The following is a 23,940-nucleotide window of genomic DNA, read 5'->3' on the forward strand; positions in this document are numbered from 1 at the left end:
ACGTTCGGACAATACTCAAAGTGTCAGAAACTCGAGGCACCACCAGCGCCGGAGAACCCCGAGCTAAAGTTGCTGCTCACGTTGGGTGAAGAAGCTACGGAAGCGCTGTTCCATGAGCTGATCGCCATAAAAGGTACGAATCCGTGATAACCCACTCCCGGATAGAAGGAAGGCTCGTCAATACGCGGGCGCGCCGCCAATTCATCCGCTTCGTTTTCCTTTTGTAACTGCGTTTGGATCTGCCCAAAGAGCGTGGCTGCGCGCTCCACTAGCTCGAGGTAACGATCCATAAATTCAGGCGCGGCCGCATCGATCTCCTCGGAAACGGCAATCAGTCGGGATGCTTCTTCCGCGACCCCGCCCGTGGATTCCGTGCGCGCCTCAATCAGGTCCTTGCGTAGCTCATAGAGTTCCTTGCGGCGCGCGTTAACGTCAGCATGCTCGACGGCATACAGACGGTCGATGTTGTGTTCTGCGGTATCTACGCGGCCACAGATGGATTTCGCTTCCTCGATTCCACTCGCCGCTTGTTCGAATTTCTCGTCGGAGGACTGCTCGTTCAGGCTGGCAAAAGCGCTAACTTTATCGTCGAGATTGAGGAACTCGTCGCGCAATTGCTCCCATTCCTCGCGCATCCGGGCGTCGACAAGCGCTGATTGCAAAGAGTGCGCACGCACGTCGATGGCATTCAAGCGTTGAGCGATATCCCCATAAGCCCGTGAAACGTATTTCCAATCCTCACGGGCGGTCGCAATACGCTGCGCTTTCCGACGCCGCGTAGCACCCACCGCAGCAACGATTCCTCCGGCAGCCGCACCCGCGCCGAAACCACCAAAGCCAATACCGAGACCGCGGTTAGCCTTAGCATCGGAATAAAGCTCCTCACTGACCTTGTCTGCATCGGCAGCATAGTCAGCGCCAGCGAAAAGACCTGCCGGGATATTTCCTGCCTTCACGCCCGGTTTGATCTCTTCGATTGCGTCTTCCAAATGACCATCTTCTAGTTCCAGGGACAGGTCCTTCCCCACATCGTTGCCCGCGAAGATGAAAGCCTGACGTGGATCGAGGCCCACGCCAACGAAGAGCTGGCCATCGGTGAAATGGTCATCGCCAATGAGGTCTGGGTGATTATCGCGTAGATACTCTTCGACGGAATCTTCTACCTCGTCCTTGTTCTTTTTGAAGACAAGGTAGTTCAGCTGCTTGACCGGAGCTGCGAAGTGGATTCGCTCAACGTCACGACGCATGCGTGCTTCGTCATCGGGGTTTAAGACATCTTCGGGATCCATGATCTCGACCTTGACGTCTGCGGACCTCTCGACGGAATAATCTGCTTGCTCCGGAGATGCCGCAAGCGTGGCAACACCGAAAGCAGTGCCGCCGCCAACCAAAAGCGCTGCTGCTGCAGATGCCGCCAGAATCTTTTTCATTCCAATCTCCATTCTCGCTTGGTGCGCAGCCATGCCAGGACTGCCTTGACGCGGCGGTTTTCGTCTTCGGGGCTGAACCCGAGCTTCATGAAAACATTCGCCACGTGTTTGCTTACTGCACCGGCAGTGAGCACGAGCTTGCCTTCGATCTCGCGATTGCTGGCGCCTTGTGCCATCAAGGCTAGTACCTCGCGTTCTCGGGGCGTGAGCTTATCGACGCCCATCTTCCGGGAGGAGAGCAAAGTGCTCACGACTTCCGGATCTACCACGGTGCCACCTGCAGAGACCGTATCCAGTGCATGGATGAACTCATCCACATCGGCGATTCTTTCCTTGAGTAGATAGCCGAATCCGCCGTGTTCGATGAGCCCGTCCAAGTAGCTGGCGGCGACGTATTGGCTCAACACCACGACGGGCTGCTCGGGCGTACGTTTGCGAATCTCATTGACTGCTCGCAGGCCGTCGTCCTGCAAAAGCGGCGGCATCCTGACGTCGGTGACAATGATGTCGAATCCTTCTGCCGCAGCACGCAATTGATCAGCATCTTCGACCGTGGTGACCTCATGGTCCAAGGAACGCAGGAGTTGTTCGATTGCCGCACGCAGCAGGGCGGAGTCTTCAGCAAGCAAAATTTTCATGGCAGTTTCATCCTTAACCGTGCGCCCTGATCAGTGTCTTCTAGTTTCACGCTTCCGCCCAGGGCTATGGCGCGCTCTTCCAGGCCGGCGATGCCGGTTCCCTCGCCTGCGGTTAACCCGTGCCCGTTATCGGTGATGGAAATTTTTATTCCTTCTCGGTAATCCAGCTTCACAGTCGCTGCGGTGGCCTCACCGTGCTTTACGGCGTTGGTTAGCCCCTCTGCCACGCAGTGATAGGCCAACAAGGCGCTGGTTTCATCAAGGGAGCGTTCTTCGCCTTTGCATTCGAGGGTGGTCTCCAGCCCGGAATGGACGAGGAGTTCTTCGAGAGCCGCAATCAGGCCATTATCGAAGAGGACCTGCGGCGCGATGCCACGGACCGTGTCGCGCAAGGCAGACAGAGCAAGGCTGGCGTTGTGGTCGGCGGCGTCGAGAGCCGCGGTGTCTCCCCTTTTCGCCGCGGCTAGGTTGAGCTTGAGCGCGGTGAGGTACTGCTGCGGGCCGTCGTGTAGCTCCCGTTCGATGCGGCGGCGCTCGCCGGAGAAGGCGTCGATAAGCGTGGCTCGCGCATCGCTCTCCAACGCCAGGCGGGTGGTGCTCACGGAAAGAAAGGTTAAAAACTTCGCGCCAAAGATAAGGACCAGCAAGCACAGGCAGCCAAACGTCCAGCTCACCACGATAGCCAGGGCTCGATTTTCAATGACGAGGCTACCGATGTTGAACCTATCCGTGAAGAAAGGAGCGATGAAGAATACCACCGTCATAGACCCCACGAACAGCCACAACGCCATGCTCAAAATCGAGAGCAAAAGCTGAATCAGAAGGTGATAGAACTGCTGCCAATCAAACCAGCGATGTGGGGTGCGGTAGCGAATCTTCACGCCCAACCACCGTGCGCCGCCGCGGGTAATGACGGCCATGAGGGACGCAACGAGCGGAATCCACGGCAGCATGACAACGGAAACCACAGCAGCGGGAATACACAGCAGCGCTAGCACTAGATTCCACGCCACGGATTTGAAAGTTGCCATAGAGTACAACCCTAATCCGCACTTCGGACACACGCAGTGGAGCTAGCTCCCCTAAATTTCTGGGAGTCTCCCCCATCGGAATACCGCGCCTTTCAACGTGAAATCGAAAGCATGACACTCATCGCAAAAAATCTCACGAAGAAATACGGCAAGAATCTGGTGCTAGACCACCTCTCGCTGCGCATTGAACCGGGCGAGTTCGTGGCCATCATGGGCCCTTCCGGAAGCGGCAAGTCAACGCTCCTCGGCCTGCTTTCTGGCCTCGACAAACCTACAACCGGCAAGGTCAATGCACCGGGGCGCAAGCACCGCGCTTTCGTGTTCCAAGACTATAACCTCCTGGAATCGCTTAACGCCCAGCAGAACGCGGAACTTACGGCGAAGTTCTCCGGCCGTAAATGCAGCCCGGCGAAGCTGCACCAGACCTTTGAGAGCTTGGGCATCGGCGGGCTGGAAAAGCGCTTACCGGCACAGCTTTCGGGCGGACAGCAGCAACGCGTCGCGGTGGCGCGAGCATTGCTTGCCGACGCCCCCTTCATCTTCGCCGACGAGCCCACCGGCGCGTTGGACGACGACACGGCGGACGTGGTCATGGATCATCTCGTCCGCGTACCCAGCACGGTGGTAATGGTCACCCACTCGCACGCGGCCGCCGCGAAGGCCGATCGCATCTACAAGCTGGAGGAACACCATGTCCGTATGGCTTAAGGATCTACACAGCAATTGGCCTTCCTGGCTGGCGGTGGCGCTGACGTGTTTTATCTCCGGAATGGGATTCTCGCTCGCCGTAGCGCTCATTAACGCAACCGATGATGACACAACTTCTCTGGGCGGAACCATCCTCGGGCTGGCTATCTGCTCCAATATTCTCATCATTTTCTCGCAGATGAAGCTCATCATCGACGAGCACATCCACATCTACCGCAGCTGGCGCATGGTGGGCATGCCCAATTGGCTCATCTTTGTACTCGTGCTGGGTCAGATTGCGGCGGTCTCTACATGCGGTGCGGTTCCTGGCGCCTTTTGCGCTACATTTCTCACGGACTTCGCACTCGATGCTTTCCACCGCGACAACATTCGAGTGGACGGTATCTCCGTGACGATGGGCGGTGTTGTGCTTGCTAGTGCGGTGTGCGTACTTGCCGCAGTACTGGGTGGATTCTTGTCATTAAGGCGCATCTACCGTTCGGGGATGCCACGGTGGACAGCTGCCAAGTGTGCGCTCGCTTTAATCCTTGGTGCCGGGATCTTGTTTGCCTGCACCTTGATCGAAGATCCGATAGATGCAATGTCCGCGTGTTTGGGCCTTATCCTCTTGTTCGCATTCCTGGTTCCATGGATGTTGCCACTGCTTATGCAGTGGACCCGACCTCTCGGCATCGCTGGCGCGAACGTGCGCGTACGCAGCAACTTCACCGCACCACATATCATGCCGTGGATCTTGTTCGGCGGCCTCATCATCGCCGTGGGCTCAGGTCTCCGCGCCATGTTGAGCATGGAGGAGGAGTTTACGATGTCGCCGTGGCAGGTGTTCGTAGTGGTACTCGGGCCGACGATCGCGCCGAGCGTGATGGCGGCGTTTACTACTTCGCTGTTAATGCGCAAGCGGATCGCTCACGACGCAGGGGCGCTAACTTTGGCGGGTGCTGCCAGGAACAGCATTTTCCGGGTACAAATCGGTGAAGCCTTCGCGCTGACAGCAACCACGACGGGATTACTGTCCGCGCTCACGCTCTTCATCGTCTTGCTCATGAACCACGGGATGACAGGAGAATACGCGCTCACCGGCTTCTGGTGGCAGGCGTTAATAATGCAAGCCGGTGTGATGTTTATGGGTCTTTCCGGCTTCAAATGCGGGTTGGCCACAAACTTTAGGGATACAGCTGCACACGTCCGTCCGTAAAGGACTTGTACTGCTCAATGTCTCCGCCAACTGGGACTAATTGACCATCTTCAACCTCTAGGCGCACGCGTGCGGTTTCGGTAATTCCCTCTGCGGTAGAACGGCCGCGATTGCCTACGGTGAGCTCGATTTCATCGTCTCCCACCACGGAAGCCTCTTCCACGGAAGAAGCGGTAATACCGTGGCCGCCGACCAATTCACCCTCGGACCAAATGAGGATTCCGCCTGCGATTGATGCACCCGTTCCGGCAGGACCGTTTTCGTCACCGAAGGCGCCATCCAGTACGGCGTAGCTAAGCTCCGCGCACGGATCATAGGCGCCGTCACTGACCGTGTAGTGGAACTTAAAACTATCTTCATTCGTATTGAGAACGCCCTTCGCGCCGTTGGCGAATCGCTTCTGCAAATCAGAGCCGCCGTCCGCGCACTCTTCCTCTTCATTTTCTTTATTTTCCGCAGTTACCGTTTCGGTTACTACCGGCTGCGGATCTGCTTGCTGCTGGGTCTGTTCTGTGGACTCAGTTTTCTCGGTGGACTCGGTTTGTTGTTCGGCAGTCTCACGGAATACCGGCTTCGGAGAATCGCTTTCGGATTCCGATGAACAACCGGCAACGCTCAACGCAACTACAGCACTCGAAACAGCAACGAATTTCCTCATGATTTCAAGATACTTGACTGCCTGCTAGAGAAGTTCCGATGGCCAAGGAAAGAAAGAACAGCGCGGGAGCTACACCCGGCCTTGAACGTTGTTCAATTACAGTCTTAAAAGAGATTATTGCTGTGGTAGAGATAATTCCATGCCTTTTTTGAACAGTGTTCAAGTCGCTGCGATCGACTCCACCCATATCTGGCACCCCTATGCCGCGCCCGGCGCGCCAGCCTTGCAGGTACTGCGCACCGATGGTGCCTATTTAGAACTCGCAAATGGCCAACGCGTCATCGACGGCATGAGCTCCTGGTGGGCGGCATGCCACGGCCATTCGCACCCGCGGCTGGTGGCGGCGGCGAAGGATCAGATCGATAGGTTCAGCCACGTCATGTTCGGCGGGCTCACTCACGAACCGGCGGCGCGGCTTACCGCAAACCTCATGGATCTGACCAACCACCAGTACGCGCAGGTCTTCTACTCCGATTCCGGATCCGTCGCGGTGGAAGTGGCGGTAAAGATGGCGCTGCAGTGTTCGCCACCCGGCCGCACCAAGCTTTTGACCTGGCGCTCGGGCTATCACGGCGATACCTTCACCGCAATGAGCGTATGCGATCCGGAAGGCGGCATGCACTCTATGTGGAAGGGCATCCTTGCCGAGCAGATCTTTGCCCCAGCTCCGCCCACGAAAGGCGCCTCGGCTAAGCAGCGGGCGGAATACTTGGATAATTTCGAGTCCTTTATCACCGAAGAAGTCGCCGCGGTCATCATCGAACCCGGCGTGCAGGGCGCAGGCGGAATGCGCTTCCACGACCTAGAGCTAGTCGCAGGCGTGCGGGAGTTATGCGATAAGCACGGAATCTTGCTCATCGCGGATGAAATCGCCACCGGGTTTGGTCGCGCAGGTGAGCTCTTCATGACGCAGGCGGCAGGAATCACGCCCGACATCATGTGCGTGGGCAAGGCGCTAACGGGTGGGTTTGTCTCGTTGGCAGCAACCCTGGCCACGCAAAAGGTGGCGAAGACGATGCAGCCACGCGCATTGATGCATGGGCCGACGTTCATGGCCAATCCCCTGACCTGCGCGGTGGCAGCCGAGTCCACCGCCATGATTGCGGAAGGCACCTGGCGCGCGGACGTCGCACGCATTGAGCAAGGTTTACGCGCAGGGCTTAGCGACGCCCCCGGCATCACCCGCGTGCGCGGCGCCATCGGTGTATTGGAAATGGACCATGACGTGGACATGAAAGCGACCACCGCGGCGGCCCTTGAAGAAGGCGTATGGCTGCGCCCATTCGGCAGGCTCATCTACACAATGCCGCCATATATCTGTACCGATGAGGAAGTAGCGCGCATTTGCCGCGCCGTCGTTGCCGCCGGGGAGGTCGCATGATCTATTGCATCACCGGAACCAATACGGATGTGGGAAAGACCATTGCCACGGCGGCCCTGGCCGCGCAGTACCAAGCGGCGGGCAAGCATGTGGTGGTGGCGAAACCACTGCAAACAGGAGATACGAGCGATTGCGCCACGGTCACACGCCTTACCGGCGTGGAATCCCGGCAATTCAAGCACTACCCGGAGCCTCTAGCGCCGAACCTTTCTGCCCGGCGCGCGGGATTACCGCAGGCCGAAAAAGAGGAGGTGCTGGCGTGGATTCGCAGCATCAATGCAGACGTCGTACTCGTGGAGGGCGCGGGCGGCCTGCTGGTTCGGCTCGCGGATAGCTTCACGCTTGCCGACGTCGCCCGTGACCTCGGCGCCGAGCTTTTCATAGTCACCAGCTTGATGTTGGGCAGCCTCAACGCCGCTGAGCTCACCGTGGAAGCTGCCCGCGCCCGCGGCATTCACGTCAAAGGGCTGGTTGGCGGCATGCTGCCACAAGAGCCGGACCTCGCCACTCGCCTCAATATCACGGAGCTTCCCAAGGTCACCGGCGTGCCACTGCTCGGCTGTATTCCTACCGGCGCAGGTTCGTTAAGCAAAGAGGAATTCTGCGCCCAAGCAGCGCAGTGGGATCTCTTAGGCGGCCTCTAGATTGGCCCACGCAACCGGAAAGGGTCTTTCATGACTCGGCTTCCTCATCCCCTGGAACAATCTTGCTGTCTATGGCACTCAAGATGCAGCCAGCCAAAATGTAACCACTCGCCTGCATATGGGTGGCCCAGTTGCCTCCGCCTCCGGCCACAACCAAAAAGATCATGAAACCCACCGCAATGAGACAATAAACAATGAATCGGCCATGCGCACCGAGCCGATATCTCCGCCCAGAAATGACGCTGATGACGCAGCTGAGCACTAGGAGAATTACATAGACTAGCCCTCCGGCCAACGCACCCGGAACCATGTACAGCATTCGCTATCCCTTCCAGTAATCACCTGCGGGGCCTTGGAAGCACTTTCTAAAAGGTAAAACGAAAAGTCTCGAGACACCATCCAAAAGGAACGATGTCTCGAGACTTCACAGCGTGCCCGGGGCGGGACTTGAACCCGCACGTCCTATAAGGACACTGGCACCTGAAGCCAGCGCGTCTGCCAATTCCGCCACCCGGGCTGGGTATTGAGTGTCTTGGCGACCAATTAACATTAGCATGCAGTAGCTAAGAATCTACAAATCCGCAGGCAAACACGAAGTTTTCTGGGGAAAAGCCCCTTAAAAGCATCGGAACTTTAGGCGGCGCGGCTACGTTTAGAAGGGGTAGGCACCCTATAATTAGCCTGTCATAGAAAAGGAGGACAGCACGTGGCAATTTTTGAAAAGCTCGCGAAGCTGGATTCCGCCATGCAACGAGGCTTGGACAATGGCATGGCCTTTGTCTTCGGAGGCAAGGTCGTTCCCGCGGAGATTGAAGAGCTCCTCAAGCAGGAGGCGCAGGACAATCTCGCACGCGGTGATGACGAAAACCTCTACAGCCCCAACGTCATGACAGTAGGCGTATCTTCCAAGGACTTGGAAAACCTCTCCCGTGACCCAGATCTGCCCGCAGATTTCGCCGACCAACTCACCCGCTTTGTTAGAAACCACGGCTGGTCATTCGCCGGCCCGGTCATCGTACGCATCGCGGAGGAATCAGGATTACGTACAGGACAGCTTCGAGTGTCTTCGTTTATTGATCACGAACCCGCCGAGGAAACCGGATTCGACGCAATCTTCCACGAAGACGATGGTCAGGAGGACCACATGAGTAACCCGTTTAATGCAGACGAGGCAGCAACCACCACCTTTATGGCACCGGATCAAAATTCAGAGCAGCCACACTCGCAGGGCCCCGCAGTGAACTTGATGCTGCAGGATGGTTCCTCCCGCGTGTACCACGTGCGGGAAGGTTCCAACATCATCGGCCGCAGCAACGACGCCGACCTTCGCCTGCCCGACACTGGCGTTTCCCGCCAGCACGCGGAGATTACGTGGAACGGACAGGATGCCGTCTTGGTAGATTTGCAGTCCACCAACGGCACCACCGTCAACGAGACGCCAATTGAAAACTGGCTGCTGGCCGACGGAGACGTCATCACCATGGGACACTCCCACATCGAGGTCCGTATCACCGGCACCGAGAACAACCACAACTACTAAACCCCGCCGAGAAAGTAAGGAGGTCACCATGGATTCAGTCGTTTTGCTAGCTCTTCGCATCGGCCTTCTGGCACTGTTGTGGCTTTTCATCTTGGTGGCCTTGAACGCAATGCGCCGGGACGCCAATAAGGCTGCCGGCGTCTACCAGCCTTCGGCGCAGGCGAAGGCCACTCCGCGGCGTCGCGAAACGCCCAAGCAGATCAACATCGTGGACGGGCCCCTGCGTGGCTCCCACATGCAGCTCGGCACGCTCGAAGAGTGCACCATGGGCCGTGCGCAGGACTGTGACTTTGTCACCGGCGATGACTTTTCTTCCGGTCATCACGCGCGCCTATTCCGCCGCGGCAGCGAGTGGTTTGTGGAAGACCTGGAATCCCGCAACGGCACCTTCGTGGGTGGCGTTCGCATCGATCAGCCGGAGCGAGTTGGCGTTGGCACCGACATCAAACTTGGCCGCACGACCGTGAGGTTGATGGCATGACTTTAAGCCTTAAATTCACCGCGATCACAGATCGCGGTCTAGTACGCCAAAACAACGAGGACAGCGCCCACGCTGGTCCCCATCTTTTGTTATTAGCAGACGGAATGGGCGGCCACGCCGCCGGCGAGGTGGCCTCCCAGCTCATGGTTGAGCACTTGGAGCACCTCGACCAAGACCCCGAAGACAATGACATGCTCGCGCTGCTGGGCGCCGCGGCGGAGGATGCAAACGCGTCCATTTCCGCACACGTCGAGCAGCATCCAGAGACCGAGGGCATGGGCACCACGCTGACCGCGATGATGTTCAACGGCACCGAGTTCGGCGTGTGCCACGTGGGTGACTCCCGCGGCTATCGCCTGCGCGACGGCAAGCTGACCCAGGTAACGCGCGATGACACGTATGTGCAGTCCCTGGTGGATGAGGGTCGCCTCGACCCCGAGGACGTTTCCTCCCATCCGCAGAAGTCGCTGATTCTTAAGGCCTATACCGGCCGCCCGGTGGATCCCACCTTGTTCATGCTGGATGCCAAGGTCGGAGACCGCCTGCTACTGTGCTCCGATGGTCTTTCGGATCCGGTTACGGCAACCACCATCGAACTGGCACTTTCGCAAAGCACGCTTGACGACGCCGCGGTTACCCTCCGCGATCTCGCCCTGCGTTCCGGCGGCCCAGACAACGTCACCATCGTCTTGGCCGAGGTAGTCGAGGGCAAAGGCGATAGCTCGCCGGTCAAGGTCGGCGCCATCGCAGGCGTCGTACCTGAGCCGACACACCCGGATTCCTCCGCCAGCCGCGCGGCTGCGCTAACAAGGCCACGGGAGGCGTCGCCTGCGCCCCAAGAAGAGGAAGACGACACCGAGGAACCTCACAGTCCAAAGAAGAAAGTTGGTTGGAAGGTAATCGGCGCCCTCGTAGTGGTGCTCGCGCTCGTCATCGGCGGCGGATTCTGGACCAAGAACGAGATTTCTAACAACTTCTACGTCGCCACCGACAAAGAAGGGGCACTCAGCATCGAGCAAGGCGTAGATTTCTCAGTCTTTGGGCGTTCTTTGCACCACAAATACCAAAATGCGTGCGTCGATAAAGCAAACACGCTGCGTCTCGGATCCACTCCGTGTGAGGGGGATTTCGCCCCGTTCAAGGTCACTGACCTGCCAGATTCCGAGCGCGCGGCCGTAGATAACCTGCCTTCGGGTTCCTATGCCGAGGTACAAACCCAGCTTTCGAGCCTGTCCTCCAAGGCACTCAAGCCGTGCATCAGCACGCCGAGCAAGAAGACGGACGAGAAGCTAGAGAAGAAAACCGCTAAACCAGGAATCACGTGCCGGAAGGTGAGCTAAGTGAAGAAGATCTTTTCCCGCGGCACTGAGCTCGGGCTGCTGATTCTGGCGGCCGTGGTCTTTGCCATCACCACCGTCAGCCTGGAACTTTCCCAGGGCAACATCCTGACCATGGATGTCCTCTACCTCATCGGTGGATTCATCGGCGTCTTTACCGTCGCCCACCTGGTGCTGTGCTTCATGGCGCCGCATTCGGATCAGCTCATGCTGCCGATTGTGTCTCTGCTCAACGGCACCGGCCTGGTCATGCTGGCGCGCCTCGACCTTGTCAATGACGGCGGCCTGGCCCGGCGGCAAGTGATGTGGACGATCGTCGGCCTTATCCTCTTCGTGCTGGTGCTGGTTGTATTGCGGGATCATCGCTCCCTGACCCGCTACTCCTACATCCTGGGCGCAGCCGGCCTCATCCTGCTGGCGCTGCCGCTGGTGTGGCCGCAGCCGCCGGGAGTCGAGGCGCGTATTTGGCTGTGGCTGGGCCCATTTTCTATCCAGCCTGGCGAGTTCTCGAAGATCATGCTCATCTTGTTCTTCGCCATGTTGCTTACCCAAAAGCGCTCGCTGTTCACCGTTGCCGGTTACCGCTTCTTGGGCCTTTCCCTGCCGCGTCTGCGTGACCTCGCGCCGATTCTGGTGATTTGGGGAATAGCCATCGTCATCATGGGCATCTCCAATGACTTCGGCCCGGCGCTGCTGCTGTTCACCACCGTCCTCGGCATGCTGTTTATGGCAACTGGCCGTGTCAGCTGGCTGCTCATTGGCCTGCTCTTGGTAGGCGTTGGTGGTTTTGGCATCTACCAGATCTCTTCGAAGATCCAAACGCGCTTTTCCAACTTCCTGGACCCGCTGGGCAACTACGACAGCGGCGGTTACCAGCTTTCCCAGGCACTGTTCGGCATGTCCTCCGGCGGCATCTCCGGAACGGGCTTGGGCCAAGGCCACCCAGAGATCGTCCCAGTGGCGCACTCCGACTTCATCCTCGCCGGCATCGGTGAGGAGTTCGGCCTCATTGGCCTAGCCGCCGTGCTGGTCATGTTTGGCATGCTGGCTTCTCGCGGTTTCAATACCGCGCTGAAGTCCCGTGATTCCTACGGCAAGCTGGTTGCATCCGGTTTGTCGCTGACCCTGGCAGTCCAGGTCTTCGTGGTCACTGGCGGTATTTCCGCCATGCTGCCGATGACCGGCCTGACCACCCCATTTATGTCGGCTGGCGGTTCCTCGCTGATGGCTAACTACATGCTGCTGGCAATCCTGCTGCGCATCTCTAACGCGGCTCGTCGCCCAGCGCGTGAGACCAGCAGCAATGCGCCTACCGATACTTCCATGTTCCCCGCCGTACAGGAGGCAACCCGATGAATAAGTCGATCCGCCTCGTCTCTCTCTTTGCCATCCTCTTGACCGCAGTGTTGCTCGTAAACCTCACCGTGGTGCAGGCATTTTCAGATGACAAGTACGCACATAACCCGAAGAACATGCGCGGTTTCTACGCCATGCAGACCACCCCGCGTGGCCAGATCTTCGCCGGCGATACGGTGCTGGCTAAGTCCACCGAGGATTCCGAGGGCAAGTACTCGCGTTCCTACCCCACCGACTCGCCGGCCTTTTCCAACATCACCGGCTACCTTTCCACCCAGTTCGGTGCTTCCCAGTTGGAGGCTTCTCAGAACGAGATCCTCAACGGCACCGACGATTCCCTCCTCACCCAGAACTGGCTCGACACCATTTCCGGCAAGGAAAAGGTAGGTGCCAACGTCGAGGTCACCATCGATCCTGCGCTGCAGCAGGCCGCCTATGATCAGCTGGTTGGCCCGGGTTACAACGGCGCGGCGGTGGCCATCCAGCCTTCCTCCGGCAAGATCCTGGCCATGGCTTCCTCGCCGAGCTACAACACGAATGACCTGCTAGGAGAAAACGCCGACGAGACCTGGAGCGCGCTGCAGGAGCAGGAGGGCACCCCGCTGCTCAACCACGCCACGCAGGAAACCCTGCCTCCTGGTTCCATCTTCAAGATCATCACCACGGCCGCCGGCCTCAACAATGGCTTTAATCCCGGGTCCTCGCTGACGGGTGCTAATTCCATCGTGCTGCCGGACTCCGTGACGGAGCTGACCAACTATGGAAACCAGATGTGTGGCGGCTCCCAGTCCGTTACCTTGCAGACTGCCTTCGCGCTTTCTTGCAACACCGCCTTTGTGGAGATGTCTGAATCCATCGGCGCTGATGAGTTGCGCAAGTACGCCGAGGCTTTCGGCGTGGGCGAAAAATATGATCTCGGGGTCAACAGTGCTGCCGGCAATTTGGGCGAGCTTGCCGACGGCGCGCAGGTTGCCCAGTCCGCCATCGGTCAGCGAGACGTGACCATGTCTGCACTGCAGGCGGCCATTATGGCTGGCACCGTTGCCAACAAGGGCAAGCGCATGGAGCCCTACCTCATCAACCGCATCACTGATGCGCAGATGAATGAGATCCGCGCGACCAAACCCCGCCAAGCCGAGCAAGCGGTAACGGAGGATGTTGCGAACACGATCAAGGAATTGATGTACGGCTCGGAGCACTCGACCTTCGGCTACGATGGCAACTCCTTTGCTTCCAAGACCGGCACCGCAGAGCACGGCGATGGCCTGGCTCCACACGTGTGGTACGTCGCGTTCGATCCGGACCGCGACATTGCCGTCGCCGTCGTGGTCAAAGACGGTGGCAATCTCGGCGAGTCTGCCACCGGCGGCCAGGTTTCTGCCCCTATCGGACGCGCCATCCTGCGCGCATATGGAGGACAGTAAAAGTGAGCAACTCAGATAATAAAGAGCATCTCCAAGCCCTCATCGGCGATGACTACCAGCTGCAGTGGATCATCGGCCACGGCGGCATGTCCACGGTGTGGCTGGCTGACGACGTCCGCGGTGACCGCGAGGTAGCAATCAAGGTACTGCGCCCTGAGTTTTCCGACAACACCGAGTTCCTCAGCCGTTTCCGCAACGAGGCTCAGTCGGCAGAGTCGATTACCTCTGAAAACGTGGTGGCCACCTATGACTACCGCGAGCTCGAGGACAACGGCCGTACCTTCTGCTTCATGGCGCTCGAGTACGTCCGCGGCGAGTCCCTCGCCGATCTTCTAGCCCGCGAGGGCGCCCTGCCGGAGACCCTCGCGCTCGATGTCATGGAGCAGGCAGCGCATGGCCTCGCCGTGATCCACCGCATGGGTTTGGTGCACCGCGATATCAAGCCCGGCAACCTGATGATCACCCAGAACGGGCGGGTCAAGATCACCGACTTTGGCATCGCCAAGGCAGCAGCTGCGGTTCCTCTCACGCGCACCGGCATGGTGGTCGGCACTGCGCAGTATGTCTCCCCAGAGCAGGCACAGGGTCTCGATGTCACGCCGGCTTCCGATGTCTATTCCTTGGGCGTCGTGGGCTACGAGATGCTCGCCGGCAAGCGCCCGTTTAGCGGCGATTCCTCGGTGTCCGTCGCGCTCGCGCACATCAGCCAGGCGCCGGAGCCACTCTCGACGTCGATTAGCGCCCCTGCTCGTGAGCTCATCGGGATTTCTCTGCGCAAGGATCCCACCACCCGTTTTGCGGACGGCAACGAGTTCACCAACGCCGTCGCTGCAGTGCGCAACGGCCAGCGCCCGCCACAGCCTAAGTCGGGGGCATTAGCACCAATGGCGGCCGAGCCTTCCCCTTCCGCGTCCACGGAGATGCTCGCCAGCGTGGCCAACCCCAAAACCGCCACCCCGGAGCGCGCCCCAGTCAAGGACACCCCACACCCCGTGCCAAAGGAGAAAAAGAAGAGCTCTGGATTTGGTGTAGGCCTTCTTATTGCTGCCGCATTGGCCGCCTTGGCGGCATTGGGATTCTTCGCGGCAAACTTCTTCAAAGGCGCAGGCGAGTCCACGGAGCCCACCACTCCGCCGGAATCCATCGTGGTTACGGAGTACCGCGATCCCGTAACAACCGAGGTCGTTACCCCCGAAGAAACCACGGAAGATACCCCTGAGCAGGTCACTGTCACCACCACGCACTCGGTTGAGGAGGAGACACCTACGCAGGAGAAAAACACCCCGACCCGGCCGGTTCATACCCCCACGCAGCAGGAAATCCCTACTACTGTCCAGCAGGAGACCGAAGTCAATGAAACACCAACGTCTCCAACCGCAGTAGACTCGCAGCCTGATAACCCCCTAGAAAATCTACTACCCCAGGATGGTGCCTAGAACATGGTCAATGACCGCTACCACATTCGCCAGGTCATCGGATCTGGCGGCATGTCTGAGGTTTATGACGCCGAAGACACGGTTCTGGGGCGCGCGGTTGCTGTCAAGATGCTGCGCCCCGAAATGGCGCGTGACATCAATTTCCGTGAGCGCTTCCGCCGCGAGGCTCAAAACTCCGGCAAACTGAATCATCCCAACATCGTCTCTGTTTTCGATACCGGTGAAAAGACCGTCGATGGCATGGCGATCCCCTACATCGTGATGGAGCTGGTCAACGGCCGTACCCTGCGCGATATCGTTCGTGAAGACGGCCCACTTCCAGCTCAGGAGGCAGCGCAGCTACTGGCACCCGTGGCAAATGCACTGCAGGCTTCCCACGAGGCCGGCATCATTCACCGCGACATCAAGCCCGCCAACATCATGCTCACCAACACCGGCCAGGTGAAGGTGATGGACTTCGGCATCGCGCGTGCGCTCGATGATTCCACCTCCGCCATGACACAGACCTCTGCGGTCATCGGCACCGCTCAGTACCTGTCTCCTGAGCAGGCCCGTGGAAACCCAGCGGATGCACGCTCCGATGTCTACGCATTGGGCTGCGTGATGTACGAGGCCGTCACCGGCCGCACCCCTTTCGAGGGCGAGACCCCGTTCGCGGTGGCGTACCAGCATGTTCAAGAAGAGCCGGTTCCGCCTTCGCAGTACATCGACACGACGCACCTGACTAATACCCAGCGCCTCAACATCGACGCGGTCATCCTCACCGCTATGGCCAAGCATCCAGCTGACCGCTATCAATCCGCCTGGGAGATGAGCGAAGACCTGCAGCGCATGGCCAATGGCCAGCTCACTGAAGCTGCGCGCGGCCACGTCAACGAGGAAGAGCAAGCGACTTCGATGGTGGCGCCAGTGGCCGGTGCACATCGCGCTCCTGTGCAATCCACTCGTCCTGACGAGGACGAGGAGGGCGGCAATGGCCTGAAGTGGCTCGCGCTTTTCTTGGCGGGCCTGTTGGTTGCCATCATGGGCTACTTTGCTTGGGACTTCTGGAATGCCTCGCGCGAGGAAGATCGTGCTGCTCAGCAGCAAGAGGAGGCGACCGCCCGCGCCAACATGGTCATTGTTCCCGAGGTAGAAAAGCGCCCACGCAACGAGGTCGTCGCCGAACTCGAGAAGATGGGCCTGCTGGTTACCGTCAACGAAGAAGCTAACCCGGATATTAAGCGTGGCCAGGCAATCCGCGTGAACCCTGCGCCGGGTTCGGAGCTGCAGAAGGGTTCCTCGATTACGTTGACTGTTTCCTCCGGTGACGAGATCACCGATGTGCCGGATCTCTCCGGTATGACCTTGGAAGAGGCGGGCAAGGCGCTTAGCGACGCCGGGCTTTCCCTCAACGAGCAGGTCGAAGAGAAAAACGACGATGCTCCTGCCGGCCAGATCATTTCTCAGAATCCCGCCGGCGGCTCGCAGCTGTCTAAGGGCTCAAAGGTCAAGGTCACCGTGTCCAAGGGCAAGGAGGAGGCCAAGGTCCCTGACGTAACCGGTATGCCACAAGACCGCGCTGTCAGCATGCTGGAGTCGGTGGGCTTTGAGGTAAACGTCAACGTCGTGGACTCTCAGGAGCCGGCGGATCGAGTTTTGTCCGTAAGCAACCAGGGCAGCAAGCTGGCCAAGGGTGAGACCGTCACGATTGAGGTCTCCAATGGCATGCTCATCACGGCACCGAACCTGTTGCACAAGACGCCTTCTGAGGCTGAATCCGCGCTGCGCTCTGCCGGCTGGCAGGGTAGCGTGCGCACCGGCCCCGTTGTTCCTACCGGTGCACTGGTGGATAACGGCCGCGTGGGCTGGGCTTCTGTGAATGCGGGCGATGCCATTCGCAAGAACGCAACCGTGGAGCTCCGCGTCTGGGAGTTCACCGCCACAGAGCTGCTCCCGCGCTAGTAGCAGGCGAATTTCGCCTGCTAAAGTAACCGTTAAAAAGAATGCCTAAAGAAAAGTTGAAGGTTTAGCAATGCCAAAGTCAAAGATCACCCAGAGCTCGGGCGTTCCGCAGTCCTCTAGCTCTGCGACCAACCGCACTCCGGTCAAGATCAATTCCGAGGGCACGCCAAAGTGGTACATCGCCATCATGCTGGGCCTGATGATCATCGGCCTGCTGTGGCTCGTGGTCAACTACTTGGCCGGCGAGTCCATCCCATTCATGCAGGAACTGGGCCCATGGAATTACGGCATCGGTTTCGGCTTAGCCATCATCGGCCTGCTCATGACGATGGGCTGGCGCTAAACTTCATCCCCAGACCATGAACTCTACGAGGTTCTACCTTTTCGCCGGCGTCGGTTGCATCATCGTCGTGATGCTGACCGTCGCCGTCGATCCATCTTCCCTAACTCCTGGCGCGCTATTGCTTGCTGTCCTCGGCGTGGCTCTTACCCCGCTCGGTATGAACCACCCGCTGTGGGCGGCCGCGGCTTATAGCGCGCTTTTTGGTATTTGCACATGGCATACTGAATGGCGCTCGTTCTTATTGGTCGCATGGAGCGCAGTCATCGTTGGGCTAATTTCCTACCGACGTCCATGGACTCACGCCGTTATCCCAGGGCTGGTGCTGGTACTTCTTTCCATTATCGATCCTGCACAGGGCATCTTCACCTCGCTCGACCTCTTTAGCTTTGTTCTGGTGTCCGCGATCAATTTGCTGGGTATCATTTTCGGCGTTTCGCTAAAAAAGGCGCGCCAACGCCGGCTCGCCGCTGAGCAGAGGAACCAGGAATACCGACACGCGCTGATGACCACGCTGCATGATTCCGTGGCAACGACGTTAACCTCGGTGATCATGCGCTCAGAAACACTCGGCCTTCTAGAAACCAACCCGAAGGTGGCTGAGAACTCCACAGCCATCGCGGATGACGCGCGCAAGGCAATGGGGGAGGTCCGCGATCTGTTGCGCCTTATGAAAAACGAGGACCTTCCAACGTTAAAGAAAGCACGCTCGACCATCGCAGAAGAACTGGAAGTAATGCAGAGCTTCCTGAAAAGCCATGGTTTCGAATGCACTGTGAAAGGAAAGCTCGGGAAATTAGCGCGTTCCATGGCTTTGCCCAACGATCTGCATTTGGTCTTTTCAGAACTTAGCGCCAACTTGATCAAATATGCCGAAGCAGGTTCCGAAATCACCATCCGGCTACAACGCAATTACCGCGGTCTCGATATAGAAGTCCATTCACTCATCGCTGGAGCCCAGGCAGATCATCATATGACGACTGGACTGGGCCTTTCAGAAATCGAAAAAAGAGTTGCCGCAGCAAACGGCACTTTCAGCAGCGGCCCCCACAATGGTAAGTGGGTAAGTGCGCTTTATATCCCAATTTCCAGCATGGTGCGCAGATAAACTTACCTTGTAGTAGGCTAAGGCCCATCGTCTTTATTTCTCTCCCCAATAGGAGTATCCACATGCGTTTTCGTTCTGCTGCAGCCGCTGCCGGTGCGGCCCTGTGTTTGATGGGCACCCCGTTTGCTAGCGCTGCTTCTTCCTTCGGTTCTTCCAATGCCGCTGAGTCTGCTACTCAGACAGAGACCACCAACACCGGTGGCTTCACCTACTACACCTCTCAGGCAGAAGACTTTGCAAACGTATTCCGCTGCTCCACCAGCCCGCAGCGTTGGTGGTGTGGTCGTAGCCGCTAAGCCTCGATGTCCATTAGAGTCTTTCTCGTTGATGATGACCCGCTGGTCCGCTCGTCACTGCGGCTTTATTTCGAAACCACCGATGACATCTCGGTGGTAGCTGAGGCAGCTAACGGCGCAGAATGCCTCTCGATGCTGGACAACGTTGATGCCGACATCGTCTTGGCAGATATTCACATGCCCACGATGGACGGCATCACTTTGCTGCGCAAAATCAAGGAAAGGCCCTACCCGCCAGTTTTCTTGGCGGTGACATCCTTTGATTCGGATGACACCATGCTCAAGATTCTGCAAGAGGGCGGCGCTGGCTACATCCTGAAAAACCAAAGACCGCAATCCATCATCGATGCAGTGCACGAGGCCATCCACGGCGGCACCGTCGTTGCACCCGTAGCGATGCACCGCCTGGTGGGATACATCGGGGATGCGCCCCGTAAGGACCCAGTCGCCACCGCCATCGAGACGCATCACCTCAGCACTAACGAGATCAACGTGCTCAAACTGCTGCTACAGGGCAATTCGAATTCCGAGATCGCAGCAGCGCTGGAAATCTCAGAATCTTCGGTGAAAAAGCACGTCTCCAGCCTCATCGTCACCTTTAACGCAAGCACCCGCCTAAATCTTGTAACCAAGATTTTAGGCGGGGCAGGTAGCTAGGCACTGAGGCTAGAACACGTCTTAATACACCGGGGCGTCGTCAATGCGTAGCTCCGAATAGCGTGAGTACGGTGCGCTGACAAAGTACGGCGCGCCCTTTTCTACCCACTGCTGATCCTCGGAACAACGCACATCCTGCGAATCCGCGTCGAGCATCATAAAGCCCCACACGAGCTTGCCTTGCTGATTAGCTTCCAAATCGTAGGGGCCAATCTTTTGCCCGAGGCTCCAATGGATCTGGTGGACGAAGTTAAAGCCAAATGCGTTCGACATGTACTTTTCAATGTCGCCGATTGGCTTCACCGAAACGCTGACCTCAGTGGTCTGCGTACGCTTATCAGTCACGGTGTGGCTAACTGGAACAGTGTAGTCGTTGCGATTAGCCACGCTGGCAGCGTCAGTCTGCTTAAACCACATGCGCTCCGCCGTGACATAGGTGCCCTGTGCGCCCGGTGTTGCACAGTGCGTGCCCGGCTTGTAGTCATCGTTCCAGCGCTGCGGCAGGCGGTAGGAAGCCGCGCCGTCGACAGCCTGCGCAGCCGGAGTGGCCGCACTTACTGCCACCAGCAATGCTGCGGCGATGCGTGCAAACTTGTGCACAGTTGCCTCCCCTAGTTGAACTTCATGTTGTCGCGAGTGGAGACCTCAACGTGGCGCTCTGCTGGCAGAGACGCGGTGAAGGTCTCGCCGGTGCCCTGCCAGGTTCCGTCTTGGCCGCACACGGTCTTCTCGCCTTCAAAGTCGGAGACAACCCAGCCCGCGCGCATGACGGCGGTCTTGCCAGGTGCAACGTTGTACGGACCGACGGTCTCGCCTACTTCGTAGGTCTGGGAATCGGTGTAGCCAGCGTTAAACTTGATGTTGACCAGCTTCAGGATGTCGAAGTCAACGCCTACGGAAACGTTCCAGGTCTTGGTCTTGGTCTCCTTGATGGCGCGGGTCAATGGCAGCGGCTCAGCATTGTAGTTGGAGACAGTCCAGGTGCCTGCGGAACCATCAAAGTAGGTGCGGACAATCTCAACGGTCTGGCCGGTATCGCCCGGGTTGACGCACTTTTCACCGATGGTGGTCGGGTTAGCAGCGCCGTGGTTAACGGCAGGCAGTGCCATTGCTGGTGCAGCGGCGATGGAAGTTGCAGCAATTGCGGATGCTGCCAGGGCGAGAGTGCGGTTAAAGCGCATGATGTACTCCTATTTAGTGAGAAAGAAAGTGGGGTTGGTAGGCGGTGTCGTGGTGTTAATAAGCGGTCTGGGTCGCAACTGGTAGGTCACGCCACTCATCTGGGGTGACGTCAACCTTGCGGGTCGAGCCATCCTTGCCAGTGACGGTGGCCTCCGCCCAGAATCCGGCCGGCGCGGAGGCCTGCTTGAAGTCGTGAACGAGGCTGTATTTACCATCGCGGCCACAGTGCAGCTCGCTGTAGTTCACGCGCATCATGGTGGTGCCGTATTCGATGCGCGCGCGCTCACCTGGCTTAAGGTCGAGCGGCGCCAGCGCGGTACCCACCGGCATGTAGGCACGCTGTGCGGCACCGATGGAGCCGAGCCAGCCCTCCGGCAGGCGGCCTTTATTGCCCAGCCAGTTCATCTGGCCGTTGTACTGCGCGCCCACCAGGTGGTCGGTGATGCCACGATAGGTGTAATCAGCCTCAGTCCAGTTCATGAAGTCCTGGGAAAAGCCCGGCTTTCGGAAAGTAGGAGCTACGCCCTCAATGGTGTTCGGGTACCACTGCATATCGCCAGCGGTGCACTCTTCGCCTTCGCTCGGCCAATTCTCGCGCTGCAGGTCGGTCGTAGGGTTGACCACATAGTCCTGCTTTTCATCGGCAATCTTCTCCAGGCTTGGGCCGGAGACGGCATTGTAGCCACCGTCAACAACCTTGCTGTTCGCACCCGGCGCGCGGGAAGGAATCTCAAGCGCTTGGTCATCAACGGTACCGTCGGCGTGAATTACGGTTGCCCAGGCATAACGCTCGGCCGGTGCGGTACCACGGATGACATTTGCACCCTGGATATTGGTATAGATGCCATCCTTGCAGTCCACAAACATGGAAATGAAGTCTTTTTCCACGGTGCCGTATTCCACGCGGAAGGAATCGCCAGGCGCAAGCTTGATCGGCCCGATGGTTTCCCCCTCTATCCAGCCGTTGGACAGAGTCAGACCGATGTCTGCCTTTGCGGTGGTGTTCCAGTTGGAAGGCCACTTGGCGGCAGAGTTTGCTTCGATCTCGTGATTAGTCCCGGATTCGACGGTGGCGGTGTACGGAACCGTCTGCTTGGTGGTGTTGGTGAACTGGATGGTGCCATCCGAAAGGTAACGGCGGCCAGTTTCACCAAAGTGCCAATCTGGATAGCCCGCTGCAGTAGCTTCTGTTGGGCTGCACTCCTGGTAGAGATTCTCAATCGGATAGCCCTGTGGCATGGCGGGGATCTCTGCGTGTGCCGCAGCAGGGGCAACGAGGCTTGCCGCAGACAGTGCGGCGGCTGCTACGTAGTAGCTGAGATGGAGGCGGGGAATGCGCATCGCTACGTTTCCTTTTATTCACTATTTTTTGAAGTTTGAGGTTCACAGCGGCGCGGTCTCTCCCTCCACGCGCTGTGAACTACTCACATGACGCTAATCGGCCACCATCGCATCCTTCAATACCTCAGATACTTTCGGATAATTGCCACTTGAGCTTGCATTTTCCAGAATTTTCCCAGCTATTTTTGACTCCGCGCGCAGCCAAAATTGTCCTTTCGTACACACCCGCTTCTGCCCCCTTCCCGAGTTGCCAACAAGATGGGAGGAAAGTTATCCACAGGCTGGGGATAACTCTGTGAAAATCAAATTCCCCAGCTTTCTTCCACAGCCTGTGTATAACTGTTTTCACCCACTTCCACAAGGGCTAAATTACAAGGATGTAAGTCTTCTTGCCTGCGTGATCAGGCAAAACTCCGGCCATGCGTTCGAGAAATTACAAAAATGTAGTTATCCACATTGTGGATAACTACTGTGGAATTCTTTCGCACAAGCGTTTTGGTGAATAACTCGCCGGAGTTATCCCCAAAACCCTGCTTGAAGGCCTAAAAAGAAACTTAAAGCCAAGAAAACCGTGAAAATTCCCGTCCATCGCACTCCCCGACGGCTGTTAAAAACAAAAAATGCGAGAATCACGCCTGTGAACAAACCGCCCAAATGACCCCATAGGGATACGCCGGACATCAAAAACGTGTAAGCCACGTTGGCCGCTACAAGAACAATGGGTGCCCGCAGATCCATACCGCGAGAGTTGTAGAGCCCTACCAGCAAAGCCAGCAGTGCATATATAGCTCCCGAGGCCCCCACCGTCGGTGTTTGATAATCCATCCCCAGCACGGCCGCTGAGGCGCCCAGCAAAGAGAGCAGATATACACAGGCATACAACACTCCGCCTAAGGCCTGTTCGATTTCGCGGCCTACGAGCAAAAGCAGAAACATGTTCACCGCTAGGTGTCCGAGATCGATATGCATAAACCCGGCACTTAGCGCCGTCAACGGCGCAGCCTCAAAGTCCGGGCCCCACAGCGTCCAGTCATAGGCCAGCGAAGAGCCGTAGTAGGACGCAGTAAGCGAATGCGACTGGATGGCGGTAACTGTCCAAACCAGCGTGCACAGGGCGATGACCCCGGCGGTGACCGGCGCTTGTTTTAGGTAGTTGCGCAATGTCTTTTCCATATTTTCCCAAAAAACTTCAATGAGCCCACCGCCACTTTTAATAAGTGGTGGTGGGCTCAGTTGTTAAGAGCTCTTAGGCGATCTCGATGGACTCGATGATGACGTCCTCACGTGGGCGGTCCATGCGGTCCGTATCAACCTTGGCGATCTTGGACACGACTTCCTGGGATGCCGGGTCGGTGACCTCACCAAAGATGGTGTGGTGGTTGTTCAGGTGCGGGGTCGCAGCCACGGTGATGAAGAACTGGGAGCCGTTGGTGCCTGGGCCAGCATTTGCCATAGCCAGCAGGAATGGACGGTCGAACTGCAGCTCTGGGTGGAACTCATCCTGGAACTGGTAGCCAGGGCCGCCACGGCCGGTGCCGGTTGGATCGCCACCCTGGATCATGAAGTTATCAATGATGCGGTGGAAAATTGCGCCATCGTAGAACGGTCCGGACTGCTCGCCCTTTGCGTTCTGGGTGGAGTAGTCCTTCTCGCCCTTTGCCAGGCCGATGAAGTTCTCCACGGTTACCGGTGCATGGTTACCGAACAGGTCGATAACGATATCACCGTGATTGGTGTGCATCGTTGCAGTTGCGGTCTTCTGAGTCATGCCGACCATTGTATGGAATTTCTGGCTCGCGCGCCGCAAATGACA

The 23,940-nt window shown here is 58.1% G+C and carries 24 protein-coding genes and 1 tRNA gene; 15 read left to right on the forward strand and 10 right to left on the reverse strand.

Annotated elements, in window-relative coordinates; all coding sequences use genetic code 11:
- Positions 1 to 23: 23 nt before the first annotated feature.
- Genes HMPREF3169_RS03720 through HMPREF3169_RS03730 form a run of 3 tightly spaced genes read right to left on the reverse strand, consistent with a single transcriptional unit; the run spans position 24 to position 3,099 of the window.
- Positions 24 to 1,430: a DUF5129 domain-containing protein gene (locus HMPREF3169_RS03720; RefSeq protein WP_168161744.1), complete on the reverse strand. Its 1,407-nt coding sequence runs from the start codon at positions 1,428 to 1,430 to the stop codon at positions 24 to 26.
- Positions 1,427 to 2,068, reverse strand: a complete 642-nt coding sequence (locus HMPREF3169_RS03725) for a response regulator transcription factor (protein ID WP_005530578.1) — start codon at positions 2,066 to 2,068, stop codon at positions 1,427 to 1,429. Before HMPREF3169_RS03725 ends, HMPREF3169_RS03720 begins: the two co-directional genes overlap by 4 nt.
- On the reverse strand, positions 2,065 to 3,099 hold the full coding sequence (locus HMPREF3169_RS03730) for a sensor histidine kinase (protein ID WP_070455724.1): 1,035 nt from the start codon (positions 3,097 to 3,099) through the stop codon (positions 2,065 to 2,067). Before HMPREF3169_RS03730 ends, HMPREF3169_RS03725 begins: the two co-directional genes overlap by 4 nt.
- Before the next feature lie 111 nt (positions 3,100 to 3,210).
- Between HMPREF3169_RS03730 and HMPREF3169_RS03735 the strand changes: the two genes are divergently transcribed.
- The gene (locus HMPREF3169_RS03735) at positions 3,211 to 3,807 is read left to right on the forward strand and encodes an ATP-binding cassette domain-containing protein (RefSeq protein WP_005530582.1); all 597 of its coding nucleotides are present in this window, start codon (positions 3,211 to 3,213) and stop codon (positions 3,805 to 3,807) included.
- Positions 3,791 to 5,002, forward strand: coding sequence for an FtsX-like permease family protein (locus HMPREF3169_RS03740; protein ID WP_070455725.1), 1,212 nt, complete (start codon positions 3,791 to 3,793; stop codon positions 5,000 to 5,002). The genes HMPREF3169_RS03735 and HMPREF3169_RS03740 overlap by 17 nt, the downstream gene beginning before the upstream one ends.
- Here the strand turns inward: HMPREF3169_RS03740 and HMPREF3169_RS03745 are convergent.
- Positions 4,971 to 5,660 carry a hypothetical protein gene (locus HMPREF3169_RS03745; RefSeq protein ID WP_148132098.1) on the reverse strand — a complete coding sequence of 230 codons (690 nt, stop codon included), beginning with the start codon at positions 5,658 to 5,660 and terminating at the stop codon, positions 4,971 to 4,973. The two genes, HMPREF3169_RS03740 and HMPREF3169_RS03745, sit on opposite strands and share 32 nt — an antisense overlap.
- A 139-nt stretch (positions 5,661 to 5,799) precedes the next feature.
- Between HMPREF3169_RS03745 and HMPREF3169_RS03750 the strand changes: the two genes are divergently transcribed.
- Positions 5,800 to 7,041: an adenosylmethionine--8-amino-7-oxononanoate transaminase gene (locus HMPREF3169_RS03750; protein WP_070455728.1), complete on the forward strand. Its 1,242-nt coding sequence runs from the start codon at positions 5,800 to 5,802 to the stop codon at positions 7,039 to 7,041.
- Positions 7,038 to 7,685 carry a dethiobiotin synthase gene (gene bioD, locus HMPREF3169_RS03755; RefSeq protein ID WP_061925667.1) on the forward strand — a complete coding sequence of 216 codons (648 nt, stop codon included), beginning with the start codon at positions 7,038 to 7,040 and terminating at the stop codon, positions 7,683 to 7,685. The genes HMPREF3169_RS03750 and bioD overlap by 4 nt, the downstream gene beginning before the upstream one ends.
- Positions 7,686 to 8,117: 432 nt before the next feature.
- On the opposite strand, the gene HMPREF3169_RS03765 is transcribed toward bioD, so the two are convergent.
- Positions 8,118 to 8,202 (reverse strand) — tRNA-Leu (locus HMPREF3169_RS03765).
- A 189-nt stretch (positions 8,203 to 8,391) separates the two neighbouring features.
- On the opposite strand from HMPREF3169_RS03765, the gene HMPREF3169_RS03770 reads away from it, so the two are divergent.
- The 11 genes from HMPREF3169_RS03770 to HMPREF3169_RS03820 all read left to right on the forward strand — a co-directional run bounded on the left by HMPREF3169_RS03770 (position 8,392) and on the right by HMPREF3169_RS03820 (position 19,604).
- Positions 8,392 to 9,225, forward strand: a complete 834-nt coding sequence (locus HMPREF3169_RS03770; RefSeq protein ID WP_061925629.1) for a DUF3662 and FHA domain-containing protein — start codon at positions 8,392 to 8,394, stop codon at positions 9,223 to 9,225.
- A 28-nt stretch (positions 9,226 to 9,253) separates the two neighbouring features.
- Positions 9,254 to 9,706, forward strand: coding sequence for an FHA domain-containing protein FhaB/FipA (locus HMPREF3169_RS03775; RefSeq protein ID WP_061925626.1), 453 nt, complete (start codon positions 9,254 to 9,256; stop codon positions 9,704 to 9,706).
- The gene (locus tag HMPREF3169_RS03780; protein ID WP_070455732.1) at positions 9,703 to 11,046 is read left to right on the forward strand and encodes a PP2C family protein-serine/threonine phosphatase; all 1,344 of its coding nucleotides are present in this window, start codon (positions 9,703 to 9,705) and stop codon (positions 11,044 to 11,046) included. Before HMPREF3169_RS03775 ends, HMPREF3169_RS03780 begins: the two co-directional genes overlap by 4 nt.
- Positions 11,047 to 12,399, forward strand: coding sequence for an FtsW/RodA/SpoVE family cell cycle protein (locus tag HMPREF3169_RS03785; RefSeq protein ID WP_070455734.1), 1,353 nt, complete (start codon positions 11,047 to 11,049; stop codon positions 12,397 to 12,399).
- A complete protein-coding gene (locus HMPREF3169_RS03790; protein WP_070455736.1) occupies positions 12,396 to 13,823 on the forward strand; it encodes a penicillin-binding transpeptidase domain-containing protein in 1,428 nt (475 codons plus the stop codon). Before HMPREF3169_RS03785 ends, HMPREF3169_RS03790 begins: the two co-directional genes overlap by 4 nt.
- 2 nt (positions 13,824 to 13,825) lie before the next feature.
- Complete coding sequence (locus HMPREF3169_RS03795; RefSeq protein ID WP_070455738.1) at positions 13,826 to 15,259, forward strand: serine/threonine-protein kinase; 1,434 nt, start codon at positions 13,826 to 13,828, stop codon at positions 15,257 to 15,259.
- Positions 15,260 to 15,262: 3 nt separating this feature from the next.
- Positions 15,263 to 17,203, forward strand: coding sequence for a Stk1 family PASTA domain-containing Ser/Thr kinase (gene pknB / locus HMPREF3169_RS03800; protein WP_070455740.1), 1,941 nt, complete (start codon positions 15,263 to 15,265; stop codon positions 17,201 to 17,203).
- Positions 17,204 to 17,273: 70 nt separating this feature from the next.
- Positions 17,274 to 17,546 (forward strand): cell division protein CrgA, encoded by a 273-nt coding sequence (gene crgA / locus HMPREF3169_RS03805; RefSeq protein ID WP_062036453.1) that lies wholly within the window; start codon positions 17,274 to 17,276, stop codon positions 17,544 to 17,546.
- 70 nt (positions 17,547 to 17,616) lie between these two features.
- Positions 17,617 to 18,651, forward strand: a complete 1,035-nt coding sequence (locus tag HMPREF3169_RS03810) for a sensor histidine kinase (protein WP_168162614.1) — start codon at positions 17,617 to 17,619, stop codon at positions 18,649 to 18,651.
- Positions 18,652 to 18,713: 62 nt separating this feature from the next.
- Complete coding sequence (locus HMPREF3169_RS03815) at positions 18,714 to 18,947, forward strand: hypothetical protein (protein WP_070455743.1); 234 nt, start codon at positions 18,714 to 18,716, stop codon at positions 18,945 to 18,947.
- Between the two features lie 6 nt (positions 18,948 to 18,953).
- Complete coding sequence (locus tag HMPREF3169_RS03820; protein ID WP_062036459.1) at positions 18,954 to 19,604, forward strand: response regulator; 651 nt, start codon at positions 18,954 to 18,956, stop codon at positions 19,602 to 19,604.
- Between the two features lie 21 nt (positions 19,605 to 19,625).
- Here HMPREF3169_RS03820 and HMPREF3169_RS03825 read toward each other — a convergent pair whose 3' ends face one another.
- From HMPREF3169_RS03825 to HMPREF3169_RS03845, 5 genes are all read right to left on the reverse strand, one after another.
- A complete protein-coding gene (locus HMPREF3169_RS03825) occupies positions 19,626 to 20,204 on the reverse strand; it encodes a hypothetical protein (protein ID WP_070455745.1) in 579 nt (192 codons plus the stop codon).
- Positions 20,205 to 20,215: 11 nt separating this feature from the next.
- Entirely contained in the window at positions 20,216 to 20,785 is a 570-nt protein-coding gene (locus tag HMPREF3169_RS03830) for a hypothetical protein (protein ID WP_062036461.1), read from the reverse strand.
- Between the two features lie 55 nt (positions 20,786 to 20,840).
- On the reverse strand, positions 20,841 to 22,127 hold the full coding sequence (locus tag HMPREF3169_RS03835) for a hypothetical protein (RefSeq protein WP_070455747.1): 1,287 nt from the start codon (positions 22,125 to 22,127) through the stop codon (positions 20,841 to 20,843).
- Between the two features lie 516 nt (positions 22,128 to 22,643).
- The gene (locus tag HMPREF3169_RS03840) at positions 22,644 to 23,300 is read right to left on the reverse strand and encodes a rhomboid family intramembrane serine protease (protein WP_201057343.1); all 657 of its coding nucleotides are present in this window, start codon (positions 23,298 to 23,300) and stop codon (positions 22,644 to 22,646) included.
- A 73-nt stretch (positions 23,301 to 23,373) separates the two neighbouring features.
- Positions 23,374 to 23,904, reverse strand: a complete 531-nt coding sequence (locus HMPREF3169_RS03845; RefSeq protein WP_082787645.1) for a peptidylprolyl isomerase — start codon at positions 23,902 to 23,904, stop codon at positions 23,374 to 23,376.
- Positions 23,905 to 23,940: the final 36 nt, after the last annotated feature.

It is taken from the genome of Corynebacterium sp. HMSC08C04 (genome assembly GCF_001807495.1).
In the GTDB taxonomy this organism is placed as follows: domain Bacteria; phylum Actinomycetota; class Actinomycetes; order Mycobacteriales; family Mycobacteriaceae; genus Corynebacterium; species Corynebacterium simulans.